Source organism: Mycobacterium terramassiliense, assembly GCF_900157385.1.
Lineage (GTDB): Bacteria > Actinomycetota > Actinomycetes > Mycobacteriales > Mycobacteriaceae > Mycobacterium > Mycobacterium terramassiliense.
Window position 1 is genome coordinate 980,444 of the sequence record NZ_LT717701.1, and the last position, 20,192, is coordinate 1,000,635.

14 protein-coding genes and 1 pseudogene are annotated in these 20,192 nt (G+C 66.3%); 11 read left to right on the forward strand and 4 right to left on the reverse strand.

Annotated elements, in window-relative coordinates:
• The first annotated feature begins 125 nt into the window (after nt 1-125).
• The gene (locus MTAB308_RS19440; RefSeq protein WP_281253122.1) at nt 126-1,244 is read left to right on the forward strand and encodes a S8 family serine peptidase; all 1,119 of its coding nucleotides are present in this window, start codon (nt 126-128) and stop codon (nt 1,242-1,244) included.
• 228 nt (nt 1,245-1,472) lie between these two features.
• On the opposite strand, the pseudogene MTAB308_RS19445 reads toward MTAB308_RS19440, so the two are convergent.
• Nucleotides 1,473-2,007: pseudogene (locus MTAB308_RS19445) on the reverse strand (DUF222 domain-containing protein); the annotation flags it as partial.
• A gap of 93 nt (nt 2,008-2,100) precedes the next feature.
• On the opposite strand from MTAB308_RS19445, the gene MTAB308_RS19450 reads away from it, so the two are divergent.
• The 5 genes from MTAB308_RS19450 to MTAB308_RS30475 all read left to right on the forward strand — a co-directional run bounded on the left by MTAB308_RS19450 (nt 2,101) and on the right by MTAB308_RS30475 (nt 5,075).
• Complete coding sequence (locus tag MTAB308_RS19450; protein ID WP_216823681.1) at nt 2,101-2,976, forward strand: alpha/beta fold hydrolase; 876 nt, start codon at nt 2,101-2,103, stop codon at nt 2,974-2,976.
• Between the two features lie 188 nt (nt 2,977-3,164).
• Nucleotides 3,165-3,812, forward strand: coding sequence for a S1 family peptidase (locus MTAB308_RS19455; RefSeq protein WP_077101347.1), 648 nt, complete (start codon nt 3,165-3,167; stop codon nt 3,810-3,812).
• 84 nt (nt 3,813-3,896) lie between these two features.
• A complete protein-coding gene (locus MTAB308_RS19460; RefSeq protein ID WP_077101350.1) occupies nt 3,897-4,367 on the forward strand; it encodes a lipoprotein LpqH in 471 nt (156 codons plus the stop codon).
• Nucleotides 4,368-4,407: 40 nt separating this feature from the next.
• Nucleotides 4,408-4,914, forward strand: a complete 507-nt coding sequence (locus tag MTAB308_RS28995) for a hypothetical protein (RefSeq protein WP_157900979.1) — start codon at nt 4,408-4,410, stop codon at nt 4,912-4,914.
• Nucleotides 4,908-5,075 carry a hypothetical protein gene (locus MTAB308_RS30475; RefSeq protein ID WP_173842208.1) on the forward strand — a complete coding sequence of 56 codons (168 nt, stop codon included), beginning with the start codon at nt 4,908-4,910 and terminating at the stop codon, nt 5,073-5,075. Before MTAB308_RS28995 ends, MTAB308_RS30475 begins: the two co-directional genes overlap by 7 nt.
• A 529-nt stretch (nt 5,076-5,604) precedes the next feature.
• Here the strand turns inward: MTAB308_RS30475 and MTAB308_RS19470 are convergent.
• A complete protein-coding gene (locus tag MTAB308_RS19470; protein ID WP_245831449.1) occupies nt 5,605-6,081 on the reverse strand; it encodes a TetR/AcrR family transcriptional regulator in 477 nt (158 codons plus the stop codon).
• Between the two features lie 341 nt (nt 6,082-6,422).
• Between MTAB308_RS19470 and MTAB308_RS19475 the strand changes: the two genes are divergently transcribed.
• A complete protein-coding gene (locus tag MTAB308_RS19475; protein WP_077101356.1) occupies nt 6,423-8,756 on the forward strand; it encodes a putative alpha/beta hydrolase in 2,334 nt (777 codons plus the stop codon).
• 127 nt (nt 8,757-8,883) lie between these two features.
• Entirely contained in the window at nt 8,884-10,224 is a 1,341-nt protein-coding gene (locus tag MTAB308_RS19480; protein WP_077101358.1) for a PE domain-containing protein, read from the forward strand.
• Here the strand turns inward: MTAB308_RS19480 and MTAB308_RS19485 are convergent.
• Both MTAB308_RS19485 and MTAB308_RS19490 read right to left on the reverse strand, forming a co-directional pair.
• Complete coding sequence (locus MTAB308_RS19485; RefSeq protein WP_077101360.1) at nt 10,221-10,883, reverse strand: RES family NAD+ phosphorylase; 663 nt, start codon at nt 10,881-10,883, stop codon at nt 10,221-10,223. The genes MTAB308_RS19480 and MTAB308_RS19485 overlap by 4 nt on opposite strands.
• Nucleotides 10,868-11,422 (reverse strand): DNA-binding protein, encoded by a 555-nt coding sequence (locus MTAB308_RS19490; protein WP_245831450.1) that lies wholly within the window; start codon nt 11,420-11,422, stop codon nt 10,868-10,870. The genes MTAB308_RS19485 and MTAB308_RS19490 overlap by 16 nt, the downstream gene beginning before the upstream one ends.
• 277 nt (nt 11,423-11,699) lie before the next feature.
• Here MTAB308_RS19490 and MTAB308_RS19495 point away from each other — a divergent pair, with 277 nt between their 5' ends.
• From MTAB308_RS19495 to MTAB308_RS19505, 3 genes are all read left to right on the forward strand, one after another.
• The gene (locus MTAB308_RS19495) at nt 11,700-12,398 is read left to right on the forward strand and encodes an alpha/beta hydrolase (protein ID WP_216823682.1); all 699 of its coding nucleotides are present in this window, start codon (nt 11,700-11,702) and stop codon (nt 12,396-12,398) included.
• Between the two features lie 823 nt (nt 12,399-13,221).
• A complete protein-coding gene (gene pks2 / locus MTAB308_RS19500) occupies nt 13,222-19,563 on the forward strand; it encodes a sulfolipid-1 biosynthesis phthioceranic/hydroxyphthioceranic acid synthase (protein WP_083746594.1) in 6,342 nt (2,113 codons plus the stop codon).
• Entirely contained in the window at nt 19,560-20,177 is a 618-nt protein-coding gene (locus MTAB308_RS19505) for a TetR/AcrR family transcriptional regulator (RefSeq protein WP_066916183.1), read from the forward strand. The genes pks2 and MTAB308_RS19505 overlap by 4 nt, the downstream gene beginning before the upstream one ends.
• The last annotated feature ends 15 nt before the right edge of the window (nt 20,178-20,192 follow it).

A 20,192-nucleotide genomic window follows, 5' to 3' on the forward strand; every position in this document is an offset into this window, starting at 1 on the left:
ACGCCGGGTGGTCCCATAACTGGCAAACCAGCCAGTCGAGTGGTCCCATCAATGGCAAACAGGTGGTCCCATGCTCATGGCAAAACCAGCTCTGAAGTGGTCCCATTCACCTGGCAGCCGACAGGTTGTTCCCGTCAACATCGGCCGAACTCGTAGGCGCAACGGGTGCAGAGCGACGCCAGGTTCTCCTGGATGCGATCGATCGACGACAAAACGAACGCAGAATCTTGGCGCCAGCGGAGTCTGTCAATGCAGTGACCGTCGGTGCTATCCACGACGATCGTTCTTCGGCGGTTGCCAAGGGCTATGTTGTCGATCCCACCGACGGGCATCCGAGTATCAGCCCCGTGACGCCGACGGGAAGCGGATACCGCCGTAGCATCAAGCCAGACCTGGTAGCGCCTGGTGGCCGAGCGTTCTACGGACAAGTCGCAACTCCGCAGGACGTCATAGCTTTTCGCGGTCAGACTGCCCTCGGGCCTGGTCTCAAGGTCGCCACACCGCCGCAAGCCAACGAAACACACGTGGCGGGGACCAGTTTCGCTGCCGGCCTCATCTCGCGGCAGGCCACGCGGCTTCACGATCTTGTCGATGAGATCGCCGCGGGCACTCCGATAACTCGCCGGCAGCGAGCCGCTGCGCTAAAGGCATTACTGGTTCACGGTACTGAATGGCCGAGCGACTTAGCCTACGCACCGCTGTCGCCTGAGGTCGCGGTCGGCAACGGTGTGGCCACAAGGGATTACGCGGATGGCTGCGCTCGCAACGAAGCCGTGGTTCTGTTCCTTGGATCGATTGGAGCGGCCGAAGAGCAGGAATTGTTGTTTCCGTTGCCGGACGGACTCAACGTCCGTGAGGCCAAACGTATCGAGGCGACCCTTGCCTGGCTTTCGCCGGTCAACTGGCGTTATCGCCAATATCGTTGCGCGGCGCTATCTTTTGTTTGCCCCGCTGGGGCGACTCCGAGACTTGGTGCTCCGTCTGGTCATCCAGCGGCAGTGACTACTCGCGGGGCTGCGACCGTACAGCATCAGCTCTGGGAGATGGAAAAGGCATTCGCCTCCGGGCAGGGATCGGATATGAGTGTCCGCGTGAAGTGTTACGAGCAGGCCGGTGGGTTGTCGGGGCGCAGGGTTGATTACGCGGTAGCTGTGTCGCTGTGGGTCGCCCCGGCTATCAATGTCGACGTCTACAGCCAAGTTCGAGAACAGATCAGGGAGCGCGTCGCGATCCGTCCCCAATAGCGCGAACGCGCGTTTGAATCGCGTTCGGCGGCTAGCAATCGTTGCGAAAGGAACCGCTTCGAAGGTCGTGCCCACACGACCCGACTTGGCTGAAAGCAGTGCGCACGTCTCAGTGGGGATCTTGATGTTGTCGGGCGTGCTTTTCCAGGATCCGATAACAGCGGGTGGCGCACACGAAATGCTTTATGCCCCAACACTAGCCAACTTAATTGTTGGGTGGTGTTGGTGGCCGTCGCGTTCGAACCAGACTTCACAGGTGGCATCACAGCTCAGGTATTGGCGTTCGGCGTCGGTGAGCAGCGGACCCAGATGCAGCGCCGCCACGCGCTGGGCCACGTCGAGGTGCACCACCACCGTGGTGTGCTGCCCGTGCGGGCGCCGCGCCGCCCCGGCATCCCAGCCGGCCTCGACCAGGCGCAGAAACGCCTCAAGCGTGCCCGGGAGCTGCGGTGTGCTCTCGGAGGCGGCCGCACCCGTGCCGCGGTCGTGTTTCCACTCGGTGATCAGCGCGTCGCGATGCGAGGCCAGCGCCGCGTCGAATTTCGCCGCCTCGGGGTGCGGAAGCCTGATCCGCCAACACGTACCCTGCTCATCGGAAGTCTTGGTGATCGACCGCTCCGGCTCAGGCCGAGGATCGGGTTTCGGGGCGCGGCTCCAACTTGACCGCGGTACGCAGCTGGTTAACCGACGCGACCGCCGCCAGCTGCGCGGAATGCTCATCAGAGCCCTCACCGGCGCGCGCGGCGATGACCCCGACCTGATCCAGAGGTTCTTCCGGCGGATCGCCAAACTCTTCGGAGCCGACTAATTCCCATGGAAGCGCGGGGACATCGCGAGATCGTCTTACTATCTCCTGGTGACGAGCGCACCCGAAACGTTTTCGACCCGCGGGACCGGCGGTGTTCGCATCGTGGCCGACCGCCTGGGCGATCCCCGAGCTCGCGCCGTGGTGTTTCTGCACGGCGGCGGGCAGACCCGCCGCTCGTGGGCCAAGGCGGCGGCGGCCGTGGCCAAGCGCGGGTGGCAGGCCGTCACGATCGACTTGCGTGGCCACGGGGAATCCGACTGGTCGAGCGAGGGCGACTATCGCGTGGTCAGCTTCGCCGCCGATGTCCAAGAGGTGCTGCGCACGTTGCCGCCGCAGCCGGTGTTGGTCGGGGCGTCCCTAGGTGGCTTCACCTCGATGCTCCTGGAAGGCGAGCTCTCGCCGGGCACCGCCAGCGCTGTCGTCCTGGTCGACATCGTGCCCAACATGGAGCAGTCCGGGGCGACCCGCATCCATAACTTCATGTCCGACCGGGTGGAGTCCGGGTTCGGCTCGCTGGAAGAGGTGGCGGACGCGATCGCCGAATACAACCCGCACCGTCCCCGCCCCACCGACCTCGACGGTCTGACCACCAACCTGCGCCGCCGCGGCGATCGCTGGTACTGGCACTGGGATCCGCAGTTCATCAGCGGCACGGCGCCACACCCCCCGTTCGAGGTCACCGACGCCGATCGCATGCACGCGGCCGTCGACGCGATACTGCGCAATGGCGTGCCGATGCTGCTGATTCGGGGCCAGGTGAGCGACCTGGTCAGCCAAGAGCGCGCCGACGAGTTCCTCGCGCGCTTCCCGCAGGTCGAGTTCACCGATGTGCGCGGCGCGGGGCACATGGTCGCCGGCGACCGCAACGACATCTTCGCCGAGGCCGTCCTAAGTTTCCTGGCCCCGCACGTCGACGCCGGCTGACGCCCGTTTCGCATACTGCCCGAGCAGTTTTCGCTAATTAGCTTCGCGGTCCTCAGTGAGATACTCGCCGCCGATAGCAAACACGCAACCTCCGCTCCGAGCCGGGCGGGCGGGCGGCAGATGACTTCGACCTGACCAGAATTGGGTTGCGCTGTTACCATGCTGCCCTACGCGAGAAGAGAGGCTGCGTGAGGTTGCGTCGGTTGCGAGGGTTGGGGGCGATTGCTGCCGTGGTTATTGCCGCGACGGCGCTGGCGCACCCCGTGCTGGCCGATCCCGGGGTGGCGCCGGGCATGAAGGTCGAGGATGAAAACAGCTCGTGCACAGCGGGCTTCGCGGCTCAAGGCAACGACGGCAGCTATTACCTGATGACCAGCGGGCACTGCGACCGCCACGACGATTCGGTATGGAGCTACAGGGGTGACGTGCCGCTCGGAAGGATCACGGCCAGCGAGCAAGAGGGCGACACGAGGGACGCCGCGATCATCCGTCTTGACCCGAGCGTTGGCGCGCCCGACGGCCACGTCGGCGGCAAGTATCTGGTCCGGGATGTGTTGAGTGCGACGGAGATTCACGTCGGCATGCCGTTCTGCAAGATCGGCGCGGTCACCGGGGAGACGTGTGGGACCGTCAAAGACGTGCAGAACGACGTCGTCGAGGCCAGCGTGTACAGCCTCAACGGCGACAGCGGCAGTCCCGGCTTCGTGAAAAACCCCGACGGCACCGTCAGCGCGGTCGGCCTGCTGATGTCATCCCCCGACGGCGACGATTACACGACGTACTTCGCGCTGGTGGACCCCCTGCGCGGCAGGTGGGGGCTGCGCGTCCTGCCCTGACCCACCGGGCGCGTGAGAACAAACGTTTGCAAATGGTAAGAACGGGGGAAAGGTAGCGAACCAGCGACACGAAGGGGAGCAGTAGTGAAGCGTGGGATCGTGGTGGGCATTGCGGGTGTGGCCTTGGCGGTCGCGGCGTGTGCCGGCTGTTCGAGCAACAAGTCCAGCACTGGCGCATCATCGAGCTCGGGGGCGCCGGCGGCGTCCGGCCCCCAGCTCACCGTCGATGGCCAGAATCAGAACGTCAGCGGCCAGGTCACGTGCAACACGGCCAACGGCGTCGTCACCATCGGAATCGGTGACGCGACTGCCGGCATCGGCGCCGTGCTCAGCACCGACAATCCGCCCATCGTTCATTCGGTCGGGCTGGGCAGCGTCAACGGCATCGCGTTAGGTTTTTCCGACGCCGCCCCGAACCAGGCCAGCAACGCGGGGGCCGCGGTCAACGGCAAGTCCTACGCGATCAAGGGCACGGCGACGGGTACCGATATGAGCAACCCGCAGCAGCCGACGACAGTGACCAAGCCATTTGAGCTGGACGTGACCTGCCCGTAGCGCAGGCGATGACACCCAAGAGGGGACGCATTCCATGTCGATGAAACGTATTGCCGGCGCTGCCGCTCTGGTTGCCGGGCTCGGGATCTCCGCGCTGAATCCGGGATTCGCCAGCTCTGCGCCGTTGGATCCGCCGCCGCCATGCCCGAACTGCCACGGCGGCGGCGGTGGCGGCGGCGCGACGCCGGCCCCGCAGACCCCGCCGCAGACGCAGGCGCCGAGCACGCAAAGCCAGCCGCCGGCCACGCATAGCACCGCGCCGCCGGCCACCCAAAGCCAGCCGCCGGCCACGCAGAGCACCGAGCCGCCGTCGACCCAGAGCACGCAGCCGCCGGCGACCCAGAGCACGCAGCCGCCGGCCACCACCCAGGCGCCGGCCACCGAAAGCACCCACCCGTCGTGGACGCGCGGCAGCGAGCCGCCGACGACGGCAACCACGCAGCCCGGCGGACAAACGACCCCGCCGAGCGCGCAAACCACGGCACCGGCGAGGGGACAAACCACCCCGCCGTCGGGGCGTGAGGCGCGCCCCGGCCCACGATGCTGAACTGGACGTTCGTTCCCGCGGGGCCGCCGCGCGACGTCGCCTACGCTCGGTCCGATTTCGGCCCGTTCGAGTACAACACCTTCACCGTCTTCCCAGTGTTCAACTGGCAGTACGGTGGTTGGGGTTACTGGTTCTTCGGCGTCTGGGTCCCGCTGTACTGACGCCCTCGAGCCGTTTTCACTGGTTGGTGGGTCAGTTTGAAGGCAGCTGATTTTGTCGCCGAGACTGTCGCCTGCGCCGTGTCGTGACAGGCGGCCCGCGTGGCCGATGTTCGTCGACGACTGAGGCTCAGGGCCAGAGCAATGTGCGGGTCCAGTTTCGTCGCTGGTCGACAACGTCATCGCATGCGGCTCGGGAACGCCTTCATCGACCGCCTCACGAAGCCACTGTTTAAACAGCTCCACCGGCTCATCAGGGAGAGCGCTGGTATCGAATTCGAGCGTAGCGCCGGCGAAGACGGGCAATGAGCGAAGGAATTCACGCGCGCGACGACGATACCCACGGTCGTGGCCACCGGCATTTATCTGCCATTTGCACGGGGGCCCTCGGCCATCATGGTCACGATCCCCGGGGGGCTATTGCTGGTGATGATCGTTGAGGGACCGCGGTGGCATTTCGACGATGAGCTGAAGGACCCCTCCCCGCTGAGCTGGCAGACCGTCCCAACTCGGGAAGGCGACAGCAGGGACTTCACCCGATAATCCGGTCGATCCACTCCACCGCCGCGTCGGTGATGGCCGGGACGTCGTCGGGATCCTCACACTCCGCAACCATCAGCGACGACTCCGCTATGGTCGCCACCAGGACACGCCTCAGCAGCTGCCCGCGCACCGATCTATCCAGCTCCAGCACCGCCATCCAGTGCCGAAAGGCGGCTTGCATTCGGCCGCGACGGGCGGCCTCGAACCCCGGTGGCGTGTCTTCGGACGTCAGGACCCTGGCCAGGCGCCGGTTTTCCCACATGGCCGCGAGGTAGGCCCGCACGTGCAATTCGAAGATGCGCCGCGGGTCGGCCCCGTCTCCGGCCTCCCGCATCGTCTTCTCGATACGACGGTCAACGGCATTGGCCATTTGCTCGAACATCGCCAAAAACAATTCGGTTTTACCACCGAAATGGTGGTAAATGCTGCCGATGCTGGCGCCCGATGCGGCCACCAAATCCGCCATCGTCGCCACCGTGAACCCCCTGGCTGCAAATACGTCCGTCGCCGCATCAAGGATCCGCTGCTGTGTAGCGGAAGTCTTGCCCCAACGGCGCGGCTGCTCCGAGGTCGACATAACCCGACACGCTATAGGACGAAAACGTCGGTACATTGGCGGGGTGATTCCGCGTTTGATGCCTCAGCTGAGTATCTGTCGGCCGCGAATAAGCCATTGCCGCCAAAGTGCAACCAGCGACGCATCCGCTCAAGAAACATGTCGATAGTCGCGCTTTCGCGGTAATAATGCGCTGAATTGACCCGCGACTCTGCGGCAGTAGTCTGATCTCGAGTTCGGACGGGGGTGGTATGCAGCTCCAATACATCAGCATTCCGGGGCTGATCGCGGCCGCCGGCGGTGATCCCTGGGCGATCAATCAAAGCCTGCAAGCAGGTCGTCCGGCGCAGATCTCCGCCCTGGCCGGCGCTTTTCACGGCGCGGGCAGATCCACCGCCGAGGCCGACGCGACGTTCGAGCAGGCGCGCCGCCGCTTCGAGGCGGCCTGGACTCACGAAAACGGCGACAATGCGATCAACGACTCCGCTGAGGTGCAGCGCACCGCGCAGGCGCTGGGGGCGCAGTCCGAGCAGTTGCCCAAGATCGGGGCTCATCTCGAAGAGGTCGCGGCGGCCTTGGCCGAGGCGCAAAAGGGCGGCAACGCAACGATCTCCGCGCTGGAAACCTCGTTGCACGAGCTCGACGACTTAATTGCCCAAGCCGTGGATATGAAACAACATGTGAAAACGAACGCGGATTTGCGGGCGCTTGATGAATTCATCGATTCTTGTGAGGCCGGCGCGGTAGATGTCACCAAAAGGGCGGTGGACAAGCTGCATTCGATCCGCGGCACCTATTCGCAGATTCTGCACAGCGGGCAGTCGAACCTGGCCACCGATGGATATGACCCCGCCCGGGTGTGGGGCGCCGACGGCCATGAGGCCGAGACGCCCGACACGGCCGAACGAGACGTGCACAATGCGCTCGGGGGCGACAAGGGCGCCGCCGCCCGGGTCAACGGGGTGCTGGGCACCATCACCGCCGACCAGCTCGCCGGCAAGACGCCGTTAAGCGCAGAGCAGGCAGCGGTTTTGAGTCAGCTGCAGGCTCAAGAGCACGGGATGACCGTCCCCCAGCTGCAAACCGCCGAACAACGCCTCGGGGTCGAGAAGAACATGGTCGGCGACTCGTTGCAGCTGATCAGCAACCCGAGCCTCACCTTCCCCAAGACTGCGCTGAAAGTGGGGGCCAAGCAGGGATCGGACACGACGCGCGGCGGGTTTTCTCAGCTGCCGCAGAGCGTGCAGGACACGCTCACCGGCAACGAGTCATCTCGCTGGTCGGCCGACGATATGGAGTCGATCACGCGGATCGCCGGCGACGGAAACCCGGCACTGCAGCACGGCACGGAACTGGACAAAGCGATGCTCGACTGGGGTGCACGCGAACTCCACGAGGAACTCCCGCATGGGCAGCTGCTTGACCACAGCCTGCTGCACGGCGATCAGCGCAGCGTCCTTGACGACGTGTTCCGCGCCGCCGGCCGAGATCACCTGCGCGTGACCGATTTGATCACCGGTGGCGGTCGCGATCAGTTCTTGTCCGACGTCACCCACAATCGGTGGGACGACGGCGGCAAGGCGGTCGGCTCGTTGTTCGGCTGGACGGAGAACCCCACCGGGGCGGAAGCAGAGATCGCGGGCCGCACCGCGCATTCCTATGCGACCTATCTGGGACAGCACGCCGGCGACCTGCTCAAGCTGCCCGACGGGTTCGGCACCACCACGTTGGGCGGGGCCAATCCCGCGCTCGTGCGGTCGTTCGCGCACGGGCTGGCGCCGTACATCCCCAACATCGCGGGCGAACACAACGACCTGTCGCAATTCTTCTCCACCCCCGACTCCGCCGAGAACCAGGAGAACGATTCCTGGCCGGTGGCCAAGGGCATTTTCTCGGTGTTGAGCACCGACAAGACGGCGTCGGACTATTTCAACGGCGCCGCCGACCGCGACATCATCCAGGCCGACAGCCGCTTTGCCCAAGCCGTGGGCAACCACGTTCCCGACCTGATCAACCACGACGAAGGCCTCAAGTACGCGGCCCGGTTGAAAGGCCTCGTCGATGTCGGCACGTTCAACGCCTCGAACTCCGACGCGATGGCCGCATACAACCTGAAGAAGTCGGCCTACGAAGTCCTCACCAAGGGCGGCAGCTTCGGCGTCGGCGCGCTTCCGGTCCCGGGAGCCGGAATCGTCGGCGACGGAGCGGGTCTCATCGGCGCGGCCATGGAGCAAGACATCGTCGGCCCCCAGCCCACCACGCCGTCGATCCCGGACCTGCCGCACACCGCACCGCCGCGGCTCGTGCTCGACGGATTCCTGGCGTCCGGCCAACCCCTGGACGGCCTCGGACCGGAGTTCTACCGGCCCGTCGACCCACAGCAGCCCCAAGGCCCCATGCGGATCGCCACCTACGCCGAAATGCCCCAGGCATGGCGCGACGCCAATCCCGTCGAAAGCTACGACAGCGATCTGTCGAGCGCGCTCAGCCGGACGCTGGGCAACGACACCGTCACGCGGGTCGACGACGACATCGCGACGTACTACAACAACATCGTGCACAATCCGCAGCCGTGGAAGAAGTGATTACGGGCTGAGTCGACGGGCGCGGAAGTGCAAACCGCGATGCTCGATTTCGAATCTGTCGATACGCGTATTTTTTCTGGCGCCGAGCTTCATCATGGCGAGTACGCAGGAGCGACGGGGGTGGGCGATGTCGTTTGTGGTCGTGGGGGCCGACGCCATGGAGACGGCCGCGGCGGACGTCGCGCAGATCGGTTCGGCGCTGAGCGCCGGCAATCTGGCAGCGGCTATCCCGACGACCGAACTGGCCGCGGCGGGGGCCGATGAGGTGTCGGCGGCTGTCGCGGCTCTGTTCGGCGCCCACGCCCAGCAGTATCAGGCTGCGGCGGCGCGGGCGGCGACGTATTCCGAGCAGTTCGCGCGCACGCTGAGCGCGGCGGCGGCGTCGTACGCGGCCACGGAGGCCGGCATCGCCACGTCGATGCGGGGGCCGCTGGGCGCGGCCACCGCCGCCCCCCTGGCCGGCCCGATCAACGCCATCGTCGAGGCCTTTGACAACAGCCCGCTCGGTCAGGCGCTCGCCCCGATCATCACCGCGGCCATCGGCGGCACCGGCGGCAACCAGCAGTCGATCGTCATCGACTTCGTGCGGCACGGGCAGTCAATCGGCAACGCGGCCAACCTGATCGACACGGCCGTGCCCGGCCTGCCACTCACCGCGCTGGGCCAGCAACAGGCGACGGCCATCGGCGCCGTGCTCGGTGGCCAAGGCAACTTCGCGGGGGTTTTCGAGTCGCAGCTGACCAGGGTGCAGCAGACCGCCTTCTTCGCCGGCATGACCAACGCGCCGATATTGCCCGGGCTCAACGAGATCAGCGCCGGCATTTTCGACGGCGCCCCGGACATCAGCCCCCAGGGCCTGATGTATCTGGTGGCCCCGGTCGCGTGGACGCTCGGATTCCCGATCGTGCCGATGCTCGCCCCCGGCACCGCCCACATCAACGGGATCGTTTTCGACCAGGGCTTCACCAACGCAATGCAGACGATGTACGGCACCGCCATGACGAACCCCGTAGTGAACCCTGCCACCGGCCGAATCACGGACGTCGCGTTCTCCAGCGAATTCGCGATCGAGGTCGGGACGCTGATGAACGTCAACAACCCGAATCCCTTGCTGATGCTCACCCACCCGCTGCCCAACACCGGCGTGGTCGTGGTGCAGGGCAGCCCGCAGGGCGGCTGGACGATGACCAGTTGGGACGGCATACCCGTCGGGCCGCCGACCCTGCCGACCAAGCTGTTCGTCGACGTGCGCAACCTGATCACGGCGCCGCAATTCGCGGCCTGGAACAGTTGGGCGGCCCTGGGCACCGGCGATCCGACGACCATCGTGAATGCGGTGCAAACCGGCGTCGACGAGGTCGCCGGTGCGACGCTGCACTTCCCGATCGCGGTGACCCGCGACGTGGCACATGCCGTCACCCACACCAGCGTCAGTGGTCTGTCGACGGAACTGACGGGCCTGATTTAAACCATCGAGTAGCCAAGACGGTCGGCGACGCCGGCGATGCGCTTTGCGAGACCGGGGTGCGTCAACGGGTGTGAGGTGTATGGCCGTGGCGGCATTGCCGTTGCGGCCGGGGGGAACAACGCGATGCACGCGTTGCCGGCGAATCGACTGTTGTATCGCATCCCGTCCAGGGTCGGGAACGCCGCAACGATGACGCGGGCCCATCGTTGGGTGATCGCATGGGGTGCGGTCGACATGGCAAACGTGCCGCCGGCTCGGGTCGGCCACGCCCCGACGCTGTCGACGGCGACGTCGAGCAGGCGCAGGTCTCGGGTAAACCGCAATGACGTTAAGTACGGCGCTTCGCGAACCCGGTCGATGGTGCGGTGCTCCTGGAACGCTTCGGCGAGCGCCGCGCCGGGCACGGAGCCTCCGTACCACACGCCGTGGCCCGGATGGTCGCCCTTGGGCTCGGGGTGCGGGTCGAATCTCAGCAACGGCCCATAGGCCCGGAATTCGTTCCAGGCCAAGACATGTTTGCCCGCGGTGCGGTGCACGCGCCACCATTTCTCCGACCGCCGTATTGCGCGCAGTTCGTCGTCACGGATGCCGATTGCCCGCAGTTCCTCTTTCGAGGGCGGATCGCCCAGGGTTTCGTCGCCGCTCACCTGCTGGCCCAGTCGGCGACCTCGGCAACGCTGAGCACCAGCCGAATGTCGCCGCCGCTGCGCAACCAGTCCAGTGGCGACACCGATCGACCATCGACGCGCAGATCGGCCTGCGGTGCGGTGAGAAATCCGGCAACCGACACGGGGTGCAGGTCGTCCGGCAGCGCCGGCAATACCTGGTCAAGCCCGCGGATCTGACCGCGCCGCCCGGCCTCGTCTTCGAATTGCAAAGCGGGAAAGACCCAGCCGCCGCGATCCTGTATCGCCCACAACGTGCGGTCGGCGCGGCGCTGACGCACCCGAGATTCGTTGACGCCGAGCAGCTCGGCCACCTGGCCACCCGAATACGCGGTGTTGATGAGACGCGCGACGCGGCCGAGCGTCTCCACCGTGACACGCGCATACGCGCGGTCATCCTCGGCGAAGTCCGATTCGTCGAACAGCGCCGCGTCCGCCTCCGACAGCGCCGACGCATCGGGCCGGATCGACGGCAGGCTCTGCAATGCCTCCGCCAAGTCCGTGCCACTCACCGCGTAGTGCTCGACGATCATTTGTCCGAGGTCGTTGGGCGCCATCACCAATCCCGCTTCTAACGTTTGTTAACAACATACTATCATCGTTAATAGCGGTATCCCGGGGGCTAGGAGGCCACGATGACGTACGCGTTCGATCCCGAGCTCGCCGCGGTGGTGTCCATGCTGCCCGAACTCGACGGTGCCGATCCCGCGGCGATGCGGTCGTCCCTATCGGCGATGATCGCCCAGTTGCCGGCCCCGGACCTGACCGGCGTGGACTGCGAGGATCGCCTTATCCCCGGCCGTCTACAGCATGCATGGCGGCGGATTCATCGCCGGCGACCTGGAGACCGAGCACGCCGGGAACGTCGGGCTGGCGCGCGCGCTCGGTGTCGTGGTCGTTGCCGTCGACTACCGGCTCGCCCCGGAGACGCCGTTTCCCGGGCCGCTCGAGGACGTCTACGCCGGACTCGTCTGGATGGCGGAGCATGCCGAACAGCTCGGGGTGGATCCGCACCGCATCGCGATCCACGGCGTCAGCGCCGGCGGCGGCTTGTGTGCCGGTTTGGCGCTGCTGGCCCGCGATCGCAAGGGCCCGCGCATCGCGTTTCAGTTCCTCGGGGTGCCCGAACTCGATGACCGGCTCGCCACCGCGAGCATGACCGCCTTCACCGACACCCCGCTGTGGAATCGCCCGAAGGCCGTGGCCAGTTGGGACTGTTACCTCGGCGCGGGCCGCGCCGGCTCCGATGACGTATCCAGCTATGCCGCTCCGGCGCGCGCGACCGATCTGGCGGGATTGCCGCCCGCTTACATCTCGGTGATGCAGTTCGACCCGCTGCGGGATGAGGGCATCGCCTACGCCCAGGCCTTGCTGGCCGCCGGGGTGACCGTCGAATTGCATTTGTTTCCCGGGACCTTTCATGGTTCGGCCCTCATCCCGGACGCGGCGATCTCACAGCGCGAAGGCGCCGAGGCGGTCGCGGTGTTGCGGCGGGCGCTCGCCTTCTAGCGCGGGCGATGGGCTGGAGGCGGGAATCCTCTCCCCTAAGAAGGGTTTTCATCTGCGGCACAATCACTTCAGTTCGCTTGCCGAGCGAACCGTGCCGCAGCTGCTCAAAAGTGGTGTACGGGCAGCTTTCCCGCGGGCGGTGGGGGCTTGAGGGAAAGCTGCCCGTCTGCCACCGGTTATGGGTAAGGAGTTGTTGACCGGCAGCAGCACCACCAGGAGTCGCTGGCGGGGTTGGGCCATCCGCCGGCACCTGGGCGTCGTTTCATGGTGTCGCCCAACGGATCAAAGGGACGAGGCGCTAGCCGCATCTTCCGTCCTCCCGTGGTGTCAACTACCAATGATTCGACGCGTGTGGAACAGTACCGAAGACCTGGCACTCTGGCGACGCTCTTCTCAGTAAATCTGGTGAAGCTCTTCGTCATCCGTCGGGCGCGGCAATATATCGGCGGTGAGAAAACAGCTGATCACGGGTCAGGCGGCACGCGTGTGGCAAACGCATCCGTTGGAGCGCAAACTTCAATGCGAAATTACCTGCTGGTAGCGGCCATGCCGAGTTGACGTTTCTGAAATGAATTGGTATGCAACAACATCGAATTAGCAACTGGGCACATACGCCTTCGGGCTAGGAAGGGAAATTGATCTTTTCGACAGCCGTTGCCGCTGCGGCGGTCTAAGCTGAGTTTTCCTGGTGTGGTTTCTGCGTCGATGCCTCGTGATTGGGCCGAGGTTGTCAGAGTGACGCGGTGGGATGAGCCTCTCCAATTTCAAGAGTTCGGTACGGCCGGCGAGCAGTCCCGGTTGAGTTGAGGCGAGGTTGGAAGCCATGCAAAGTCGTGTCAGCCCTGTGGCGATCATCGGGATGGGGTGCCGGCTTCCCGGCGGGGTAGATTCGCCCAACGCGTTCTGGCGCGCCTTACTTCGCGGCGACGACTTGGTGACGGAGATTCCCGCCGATCGGTGGGACGTCGACGAGCACTACGACCCCGAGCGTGGGGTGCACGGTCGGTCGGTGTCGCGGTGGGGTGGCTTCATCGACGACATCGGCGGCTTTGACGCATCGTTCTTCGGCTTCGGCGAGCGCGAGGCGACCGCCATCGATCCGCAGCATCGATTGCTACTGGAGACGTCGTGGGAAGCGATCGAGCACGCGGGCATCGTTCCGGCCTCGTTAAGTGGTTCTCGCACCGGTGTTTTCGTGGGGTTGTGCCAACAGGACTACACGCTGATTACCGGCGACGCCGGTTCGCTGGAGGATGCCTACGGCTATACCTGCACTCCCTTCAGCATGGCGTCCGGCCGGATCGCCTATGGGCTGGGACTGCTGGGTCCGGCGCTGACGGTCGACACATCGTGTTCGTCGAGCCTGCTCGCCGTGCACATGGCGTGTCTGAGCCTGGACACGGGTGAAAGCGATCTTGCGTTGGCCGGAGGCGCGATGCTGGTGTTGGACCCGCGGGTCTCTGCCTCGGCGTCGGCGCAGGGCATGCTCTCGCCGACCGGCCGCTGTCACAGTTTCGACATTGCCGCCGACGGGTTCGTCCGATCGGACGGTTGTGCGGTGGTCCTGCTCAAGCGCTTGCCCGATGCGCTCCGTGACGGTGACCGAATTCTGGCCGTCGTCCGCGGCACCGCGGCGAATCAGGACGGCCGTTCCGAGACCATCACGTCGCCGTCCTCGGATGCCCAGGCCGCGGTGTACCGGGCGGCGTTGGAAGTGGCCGGGGTGGAGCCGGCCACCGTGGGTGTGATCGAGGCGCACGGCACCGGCACCCCGGTGGGCGATCCGCTCGAATTCATAAGTCTGACCGAGGTGTACGGTGCCGACGGCAATCGCGTCGCGGTCGGATCGGCCAAAAGCAACCTAGGGCACACCGAAGCCGCGGCCGGCGCTGTCGGTCTGATCAAAGCGGTCCTCGGCCTGCAGCACGGCGTGGTGCCGCCGATGGCGCACTTCACCCAGTTGCCCGAGGCGCTACAGCAAATCGAAACCGGCTTGTTCGTGCCGCGGGAAGTCATACCCTGGCCGTACAAAGGCAAGGGGCCGCGACGGGCGGCGGTGACATCGTTCGGCATGTCGGGGACCAACGTGCACGCCGTGCTCGAGCAGGCGCCCGACGCCCGAACCGACCCGGAAGCCCCAGTGGCGCACGGGCCGTTGCTGTTTCCGCTATCGGCGACCTCCGGGGGGGCGCTGCGCCAGACGGCGCAACGATTGGCCGAATGGCTGGACGATCACAAAGACGGGTTGGCTATCTCGGACCTGGCGTACACCTTGGCGCGACGGCGCGCACACCGGACCGTCCGCACCGCCGTCATTGCGGGCGACGCCGAGGGGCTGGCCGCGGGGTTGCGTGAAATCGCCGGCGCAGAAACCCCCTACGCTCCGGTGTCGGGTCACGGCGACCGCGGCCCGGTCTGGGTCTTCTCGGGCCAGGGATCGCAGTGGGCGGGCATGGGCGCCGACCTGCTGGCCAACGATGCGGTGTTCGCGGCGACCGTCACCCACGCCGAGCCGCTGATCGCACGGGAGTCCGGATTCTCAGTGCGCGAGGCGATGTCGGCCCCCGAAGTCGTCACTGACATCGACCGGGTGCAACCGACGCTTTTCATTTTCCAGGTCGCCCTGGCCACCGCCATGCGCGCCTACGGCGTACAGCCCGGCGCCGTGATCGGGCATTCCCTTGGCGAGATCTCGGCCGCCGTCGTCGCCGGGGCGCTCTCGCTGCAGGACGGTGTCAAGGTGGTCTGCCGGCGTTCGAAGTTGATGTCGCGAATCGCGGGTGCGGGAGCGATGGCTTCGGTGGAGCTGCCGGCCCAGCAGGTGCGGCAGGAGCTGGCCGCCCGCGGAGTGAGCGACGTCGAAGTGTCGGTGATCGCGTCACCGAACTCCACGGTGGTGGGCGGAGCGACCCAAGCGGTGCGCGACCTGGTAGCCGAATGGGAGGGCCGTGAGGTCATGGCCCGCGAGGTGGCGGTGGACGTCGCGTCGCACTCGTCGCAGGTCGATCCGATTCTTGACGAACTGGCCGACCAGCTTGCAGACCTCACCCCGACGACGCCGAATGTGTCGTATTACTCTGCGACGCTTGATGATCCACGGATCATCCCGGCTTTCGACGCCAGCTACTGGGTGAACAACCTCCGGCAGTCGGTGAAGTTCGCCGCCGCGGTGCAGGCCGCCCTGGACGACGGCCACCGGGTGTTCGGCGAGCCCTCGCCGCACCCGCTGCTGATCCGTGCGGTGGAACAAACCGCCGGCGCCGCCGACATCGCGGTGCAGGCAGTCCCGGCCATGCGCCGCGAACAGCCGATGCCTTTCGGCGTGCTCGGCTCCGTGGCGGATCTGTACGGTGCCGGCGCCGCGATCGACTTCCCGGTACCGTATCCGCGCGGTCGCCTGGTGGATGCCCCGCTGCCGACGTGGACCCGTCAGCGGCTGCTCCTCGAGACCGACGAGCCGGGGGCGGGGTCGCACGGCAAGTCGACGGTTACCGTGCACCCACTGCTCGGCGCGCACGTGCAGTTGCCGGAAGAGCCGGAACGCCACGCCTGGCAGGGGGAGATCGGCACCGCGGCGCTGCCCTGGCTGGCCGATCACCGGGTGAACGGGGTTGCCGTCTTTCCGGGGGCCGCCTTCTGCGAAATGGCACTGGCGTCCGCCGAAATGGTTATGGGTCCGAATTCCGACGTGTGCGATGTTCGCCTCGAGCAGATGCTGCTACTCGACGAGGAGACTGTGGTGAGCACGGTGGCCTCCGTTGAGGGCGACGGCGTGGTCGATCTCGTGGTGCAGACCGAGCGCGAGGGTGAGCGCACGCGGCGAGGCGGCGCTGTGCTCCGCGCGGCCGACGATCAGGAGCCACCGCAGCGCGACATCGCCGCCCTGCTGGCCACCCACCCGCAGCCGACGGAGGGCGCCGCGCTGCGGCAGTCGTTCGCCGAGCGCGGCGTCGAATACGGGCCTGCCTTCGGTGGTTTGGTGTCGGCACGCACCGCCGCAACAAAAAGCCGCAGTGTCGTTGCAGAGGTGCGGCTGCCCAGCGCAGTTCGGGGTCAACCGACGGGCTACTGCGTTCATCCCGCGTTACTGGATGCTTGCTTTCAGTCGGTGCTGGCACACCCGGCCGTGCAGGGCGCCTCCGAGGGGAGGGGATTGGTGCCGCTGAGTGTGCGGCGGCTGCGTCGATACGCTTCGACGCGTGCCGCGCGGTATTGCCACCTGCGGGTCACATCAGTCAGCGGGTCAGCGGTCGAGGTCGATCTGGATCTGCTGGCCGAAGACGGCGCGGTCCTGCTGGTCGTGCAGGGCCTGCGTATGGCTATCAGCGGCGGCGCCGCCGACCAGCTGATGACCGAGCGGCTCCTGACCATCGACTGGCAGCCGCAGGCGCTGCCACCAGTGCCCGAGCGGGCATTCGGGAGGTGGCTGCTGGTCGACACCGCCGATGCCGATCCACTGACATCGCGGCTCGCGGATGCGCTGAAAGTGTCTGGTGCGCAATGTGAGACCCTGATCTGGCCAGAGTCGACCGATCGAGTGGCCAACGCCGAACAGCTCGGTGCCGAGGTGCATAGCGGCCTAGAAGGTTTGGTGATCGTCTGCCCGCCACCGGCCGGCGATTTGGACGAGCAAGGGCTATTGCGAGGCCGCGAACAGGTGCGCCACCTAGTGCGCATGACTCGCGAATTGCCGGAACTCTCGGCTCAGCCGCCCCGGCTGTACGTGGTCACCAGGCAAGCCCAGATCGTGTTGCCCGATGACCAGCCCAACCTGGTGCAGGCCGGACTGCGCGGCCTGCTGCGGGTGATCGGCGCGGAGAACCCACAGCTGCGGCCCACCCAGATCGACCTGCGGGAAGATGCTGACGCCGAGCAGGTGGCGCACGAATTGCTGACTTCTTCGCAGGAAGACGAGACCGCCTGGCGGGGTGGGCAGTGGTACACGGCGCGGCTCCGCTGCACGCCGCTGGGCGCCGACGAACGGCGGGTCGCCACGGTGCAGCACGAGTCCGAGCGGATGCGCATGACGGTGCGTCATCCCGGTGACCTGCAGACGCTGGAATGCGTTGCCCTGGACCGAAAGCCGCCGGGGCCGGGCGAGGTCGAGATCGCGGTCAACGCGTCCAGCATCAACTTCGCCGATGTCCTTGCGGCCCTGGGGCGTTACCCCGATCTCGAAGGTCGGCCGCATCAACTGGGATTCGACCTGGGCGGCGTGGTGGCGCGCGTCGGCGCCGACGTGACCGACCACCGGGTCGGCGACTGGGTGGGCGGCTTCTCCGGGTACGCCAACGGCAGCTGGAGCACGTTCGTCACCTGCGACGCCAGGCTGGTCGCCACCCTGCCGCACGGCCTCACCGCCGGGCTGGCCGCCGCGGCGGCAACCGCGTACGGCACCGCGTGGTACGGACTGTGCGACCTGGCCAGGATCTCGGCCGAAGACAAGGTGCTGATTCACTCCGGCACCGGCGGTGTCGGTCAGGCCGCGATAGGCATCGCCCGGATGGTGGGGGCCGAGATCTTCGCCACCGCTGGCAGCCCGGAGCGACGGGCAATGCTGCGGGACATGGGCATTGAACATGTGTACGACTCGCGCGGCATGGACTTCGCCGAGCGGATCCCTCGCGACACCGACGGCCGCGGCGTCGACATCGTGCTGAACTCGCTGACCGGAGCGGCGCAGCGCGCCGGGCTGGACCTACTGGCCTACAGCGGGCGCTTCGTCGAGATCGGCAAGCGCGACATCTACGCCGATACCCGGCTGGGTCTCTTACCGTTCCGGCGCAACCTCACGTTCCATGCCGTCGATCTGGCGCTGCTGTCAAAGACCCACCCGCAGCGATTGCAGAGGCTGCTGCAGACGGTGTACGAGCGGATCGCGGACGGTCACCTGCCGATGCCGGCCTGCACGGAATACCCGCTGTCGCAAGCCGCTACCGCGATCCGGGTTATGAGCGGCGCCGAGCACACCGGCAAGCTTGTACTCACCGTGCCCCGTACCGGTGAGACCCTGGCGGCGGTGGCGCCCGAGCATGCTCCAGTGTTTCGCAACGACGGCGCCTATATCGTTACAGGTGGCCTCGGCGGTCTCGGGCTGTTTTTGGCCGGTGAGATGGCCAAGGCGGGCTGCGGGCGGATCGTGCTGACGGCCCGTTCCAACCCAACGCCGCGAACCCGACAGGCCATCGAACGGCTCTGGGCGACTGGAGCCGACATCGTCGTGAAGTGCGGCAACATCGCCGAGGCCGACACTGCGGCTCAAGTCGTGGCCGCGGCCACCGCCACCGGGCTTCCGCTGCGCGGGGTCCTGCACGCCGCCGCGGTGGTCGAGGACGCGACCCTGGCCAACATCACCGACGAGCTGATCGATCGGGACTGGGCGCCAAAGGTATACGGCGTGTGGAACCTGCACCAGGCGACCGCGGACCAGCCGCTGGATTGGTTCTGCTCCTTCTCCTCGGTAGCCGCGCTATTCGGCTCGGCCGGTCAGGGGGCCTACGCCGCGGCCTGCAGCTGGCTGGACGCCTTCACCCACTGGCGTCGCAGCCAAGGTCTTCCCTCCAGCTCGATCGCCTGGGGTGCGTGGGGCGAAATCGGCCGGGCGGCATTCATGGCGGCGAGCGGACGGACCACGATGATCACCCCGGAAGAGGGCGCTCAGGCGTTCGAGACTTTGCTGCGTTACGACCGGGGCTACACCGGCTACGTTCCGACCACCGGTGCGCCATGGCTCGCGTCGCTCGTTGCGCGCAGCTCGTTCGCCGAGGCTTTCCGGACGGCCGGAGACCGACACGCGGCCGAAAGCTTTACGCTGCGTGCGGAACTGCTGACTCTGTCGCAGGATGAATGGCCGGTCCGGCTTCGGCGCCTGATAGCCGAGCAGACCGGCCTGATTTTGCGGCGTGCGATCGACCCCGACCGCCCGTTCGCCGACCATGGCCTGGACTCGCTGGGCAACCTCGAACTGCGGACCCGCATCGAAGCTGAAACCGGACTGCGAATCACCCCCAAGACCATCGCAACCTACAACTCCGCTCGTGCCTTGGGTCTGCACCTATCAGAAACGCTCGCCTCCGACCTGTCCGCGACCCAATCCGGTGGACCGCCCTACGGCAAACCAGAGTCGCTCATCGGTGGGTCCTCGAATGTCGGTGGTGGGAAGTGAAACGACGCCGGCTGGAGCCGCAGCAGCGACGCGAACAGCTGATCGACACGGGAGCGGCGATGTTTGCGGAAATGCCATACGAAGACGTCCAGATGGACGACATCGCTGCCCGCGCGCATGTCTCGAGAGCGACGCTGTATCACTACTTTCCGTGCAAGCGAGACTTATACGCGGCGATATTCCGGCGTGCTAGTAGTCGCATGCTGGCACACATGAGCGATGATCCGCAGCTGTCGCTCGCAGAGCAGCTGGCCACCGGACTCGAGGCCCATATCCAATCGTTTGTCGATCGCCCCTTTGAAGCCGTCACGATCAACCGCGGCGTTTGGTCAGATGACCCGGCAGTCCAGGCGATCGTCGCGGAAGAACTCAACGTTGTGGGTCAACGGCTGATCGATCAACTCGTCGAGGACGGATGTCTGCGCGAGGCCGCCGAGATCGCCGTAGAGGCGTGGTTGGCGTTCGTCCGCGCAGCCTGCGTGAAATGGATTGAGTCGAAGAATATCTCGCGCGCCGATCTCACCGAAATGTGTCTACGCGCATTCGACTGCGCTCTGGGGAGCCGCTTGCGTGGCCGGATATATTCGGGATACGCAACCGAACCCACTCGGTAATTTTTGGCTCGTCGC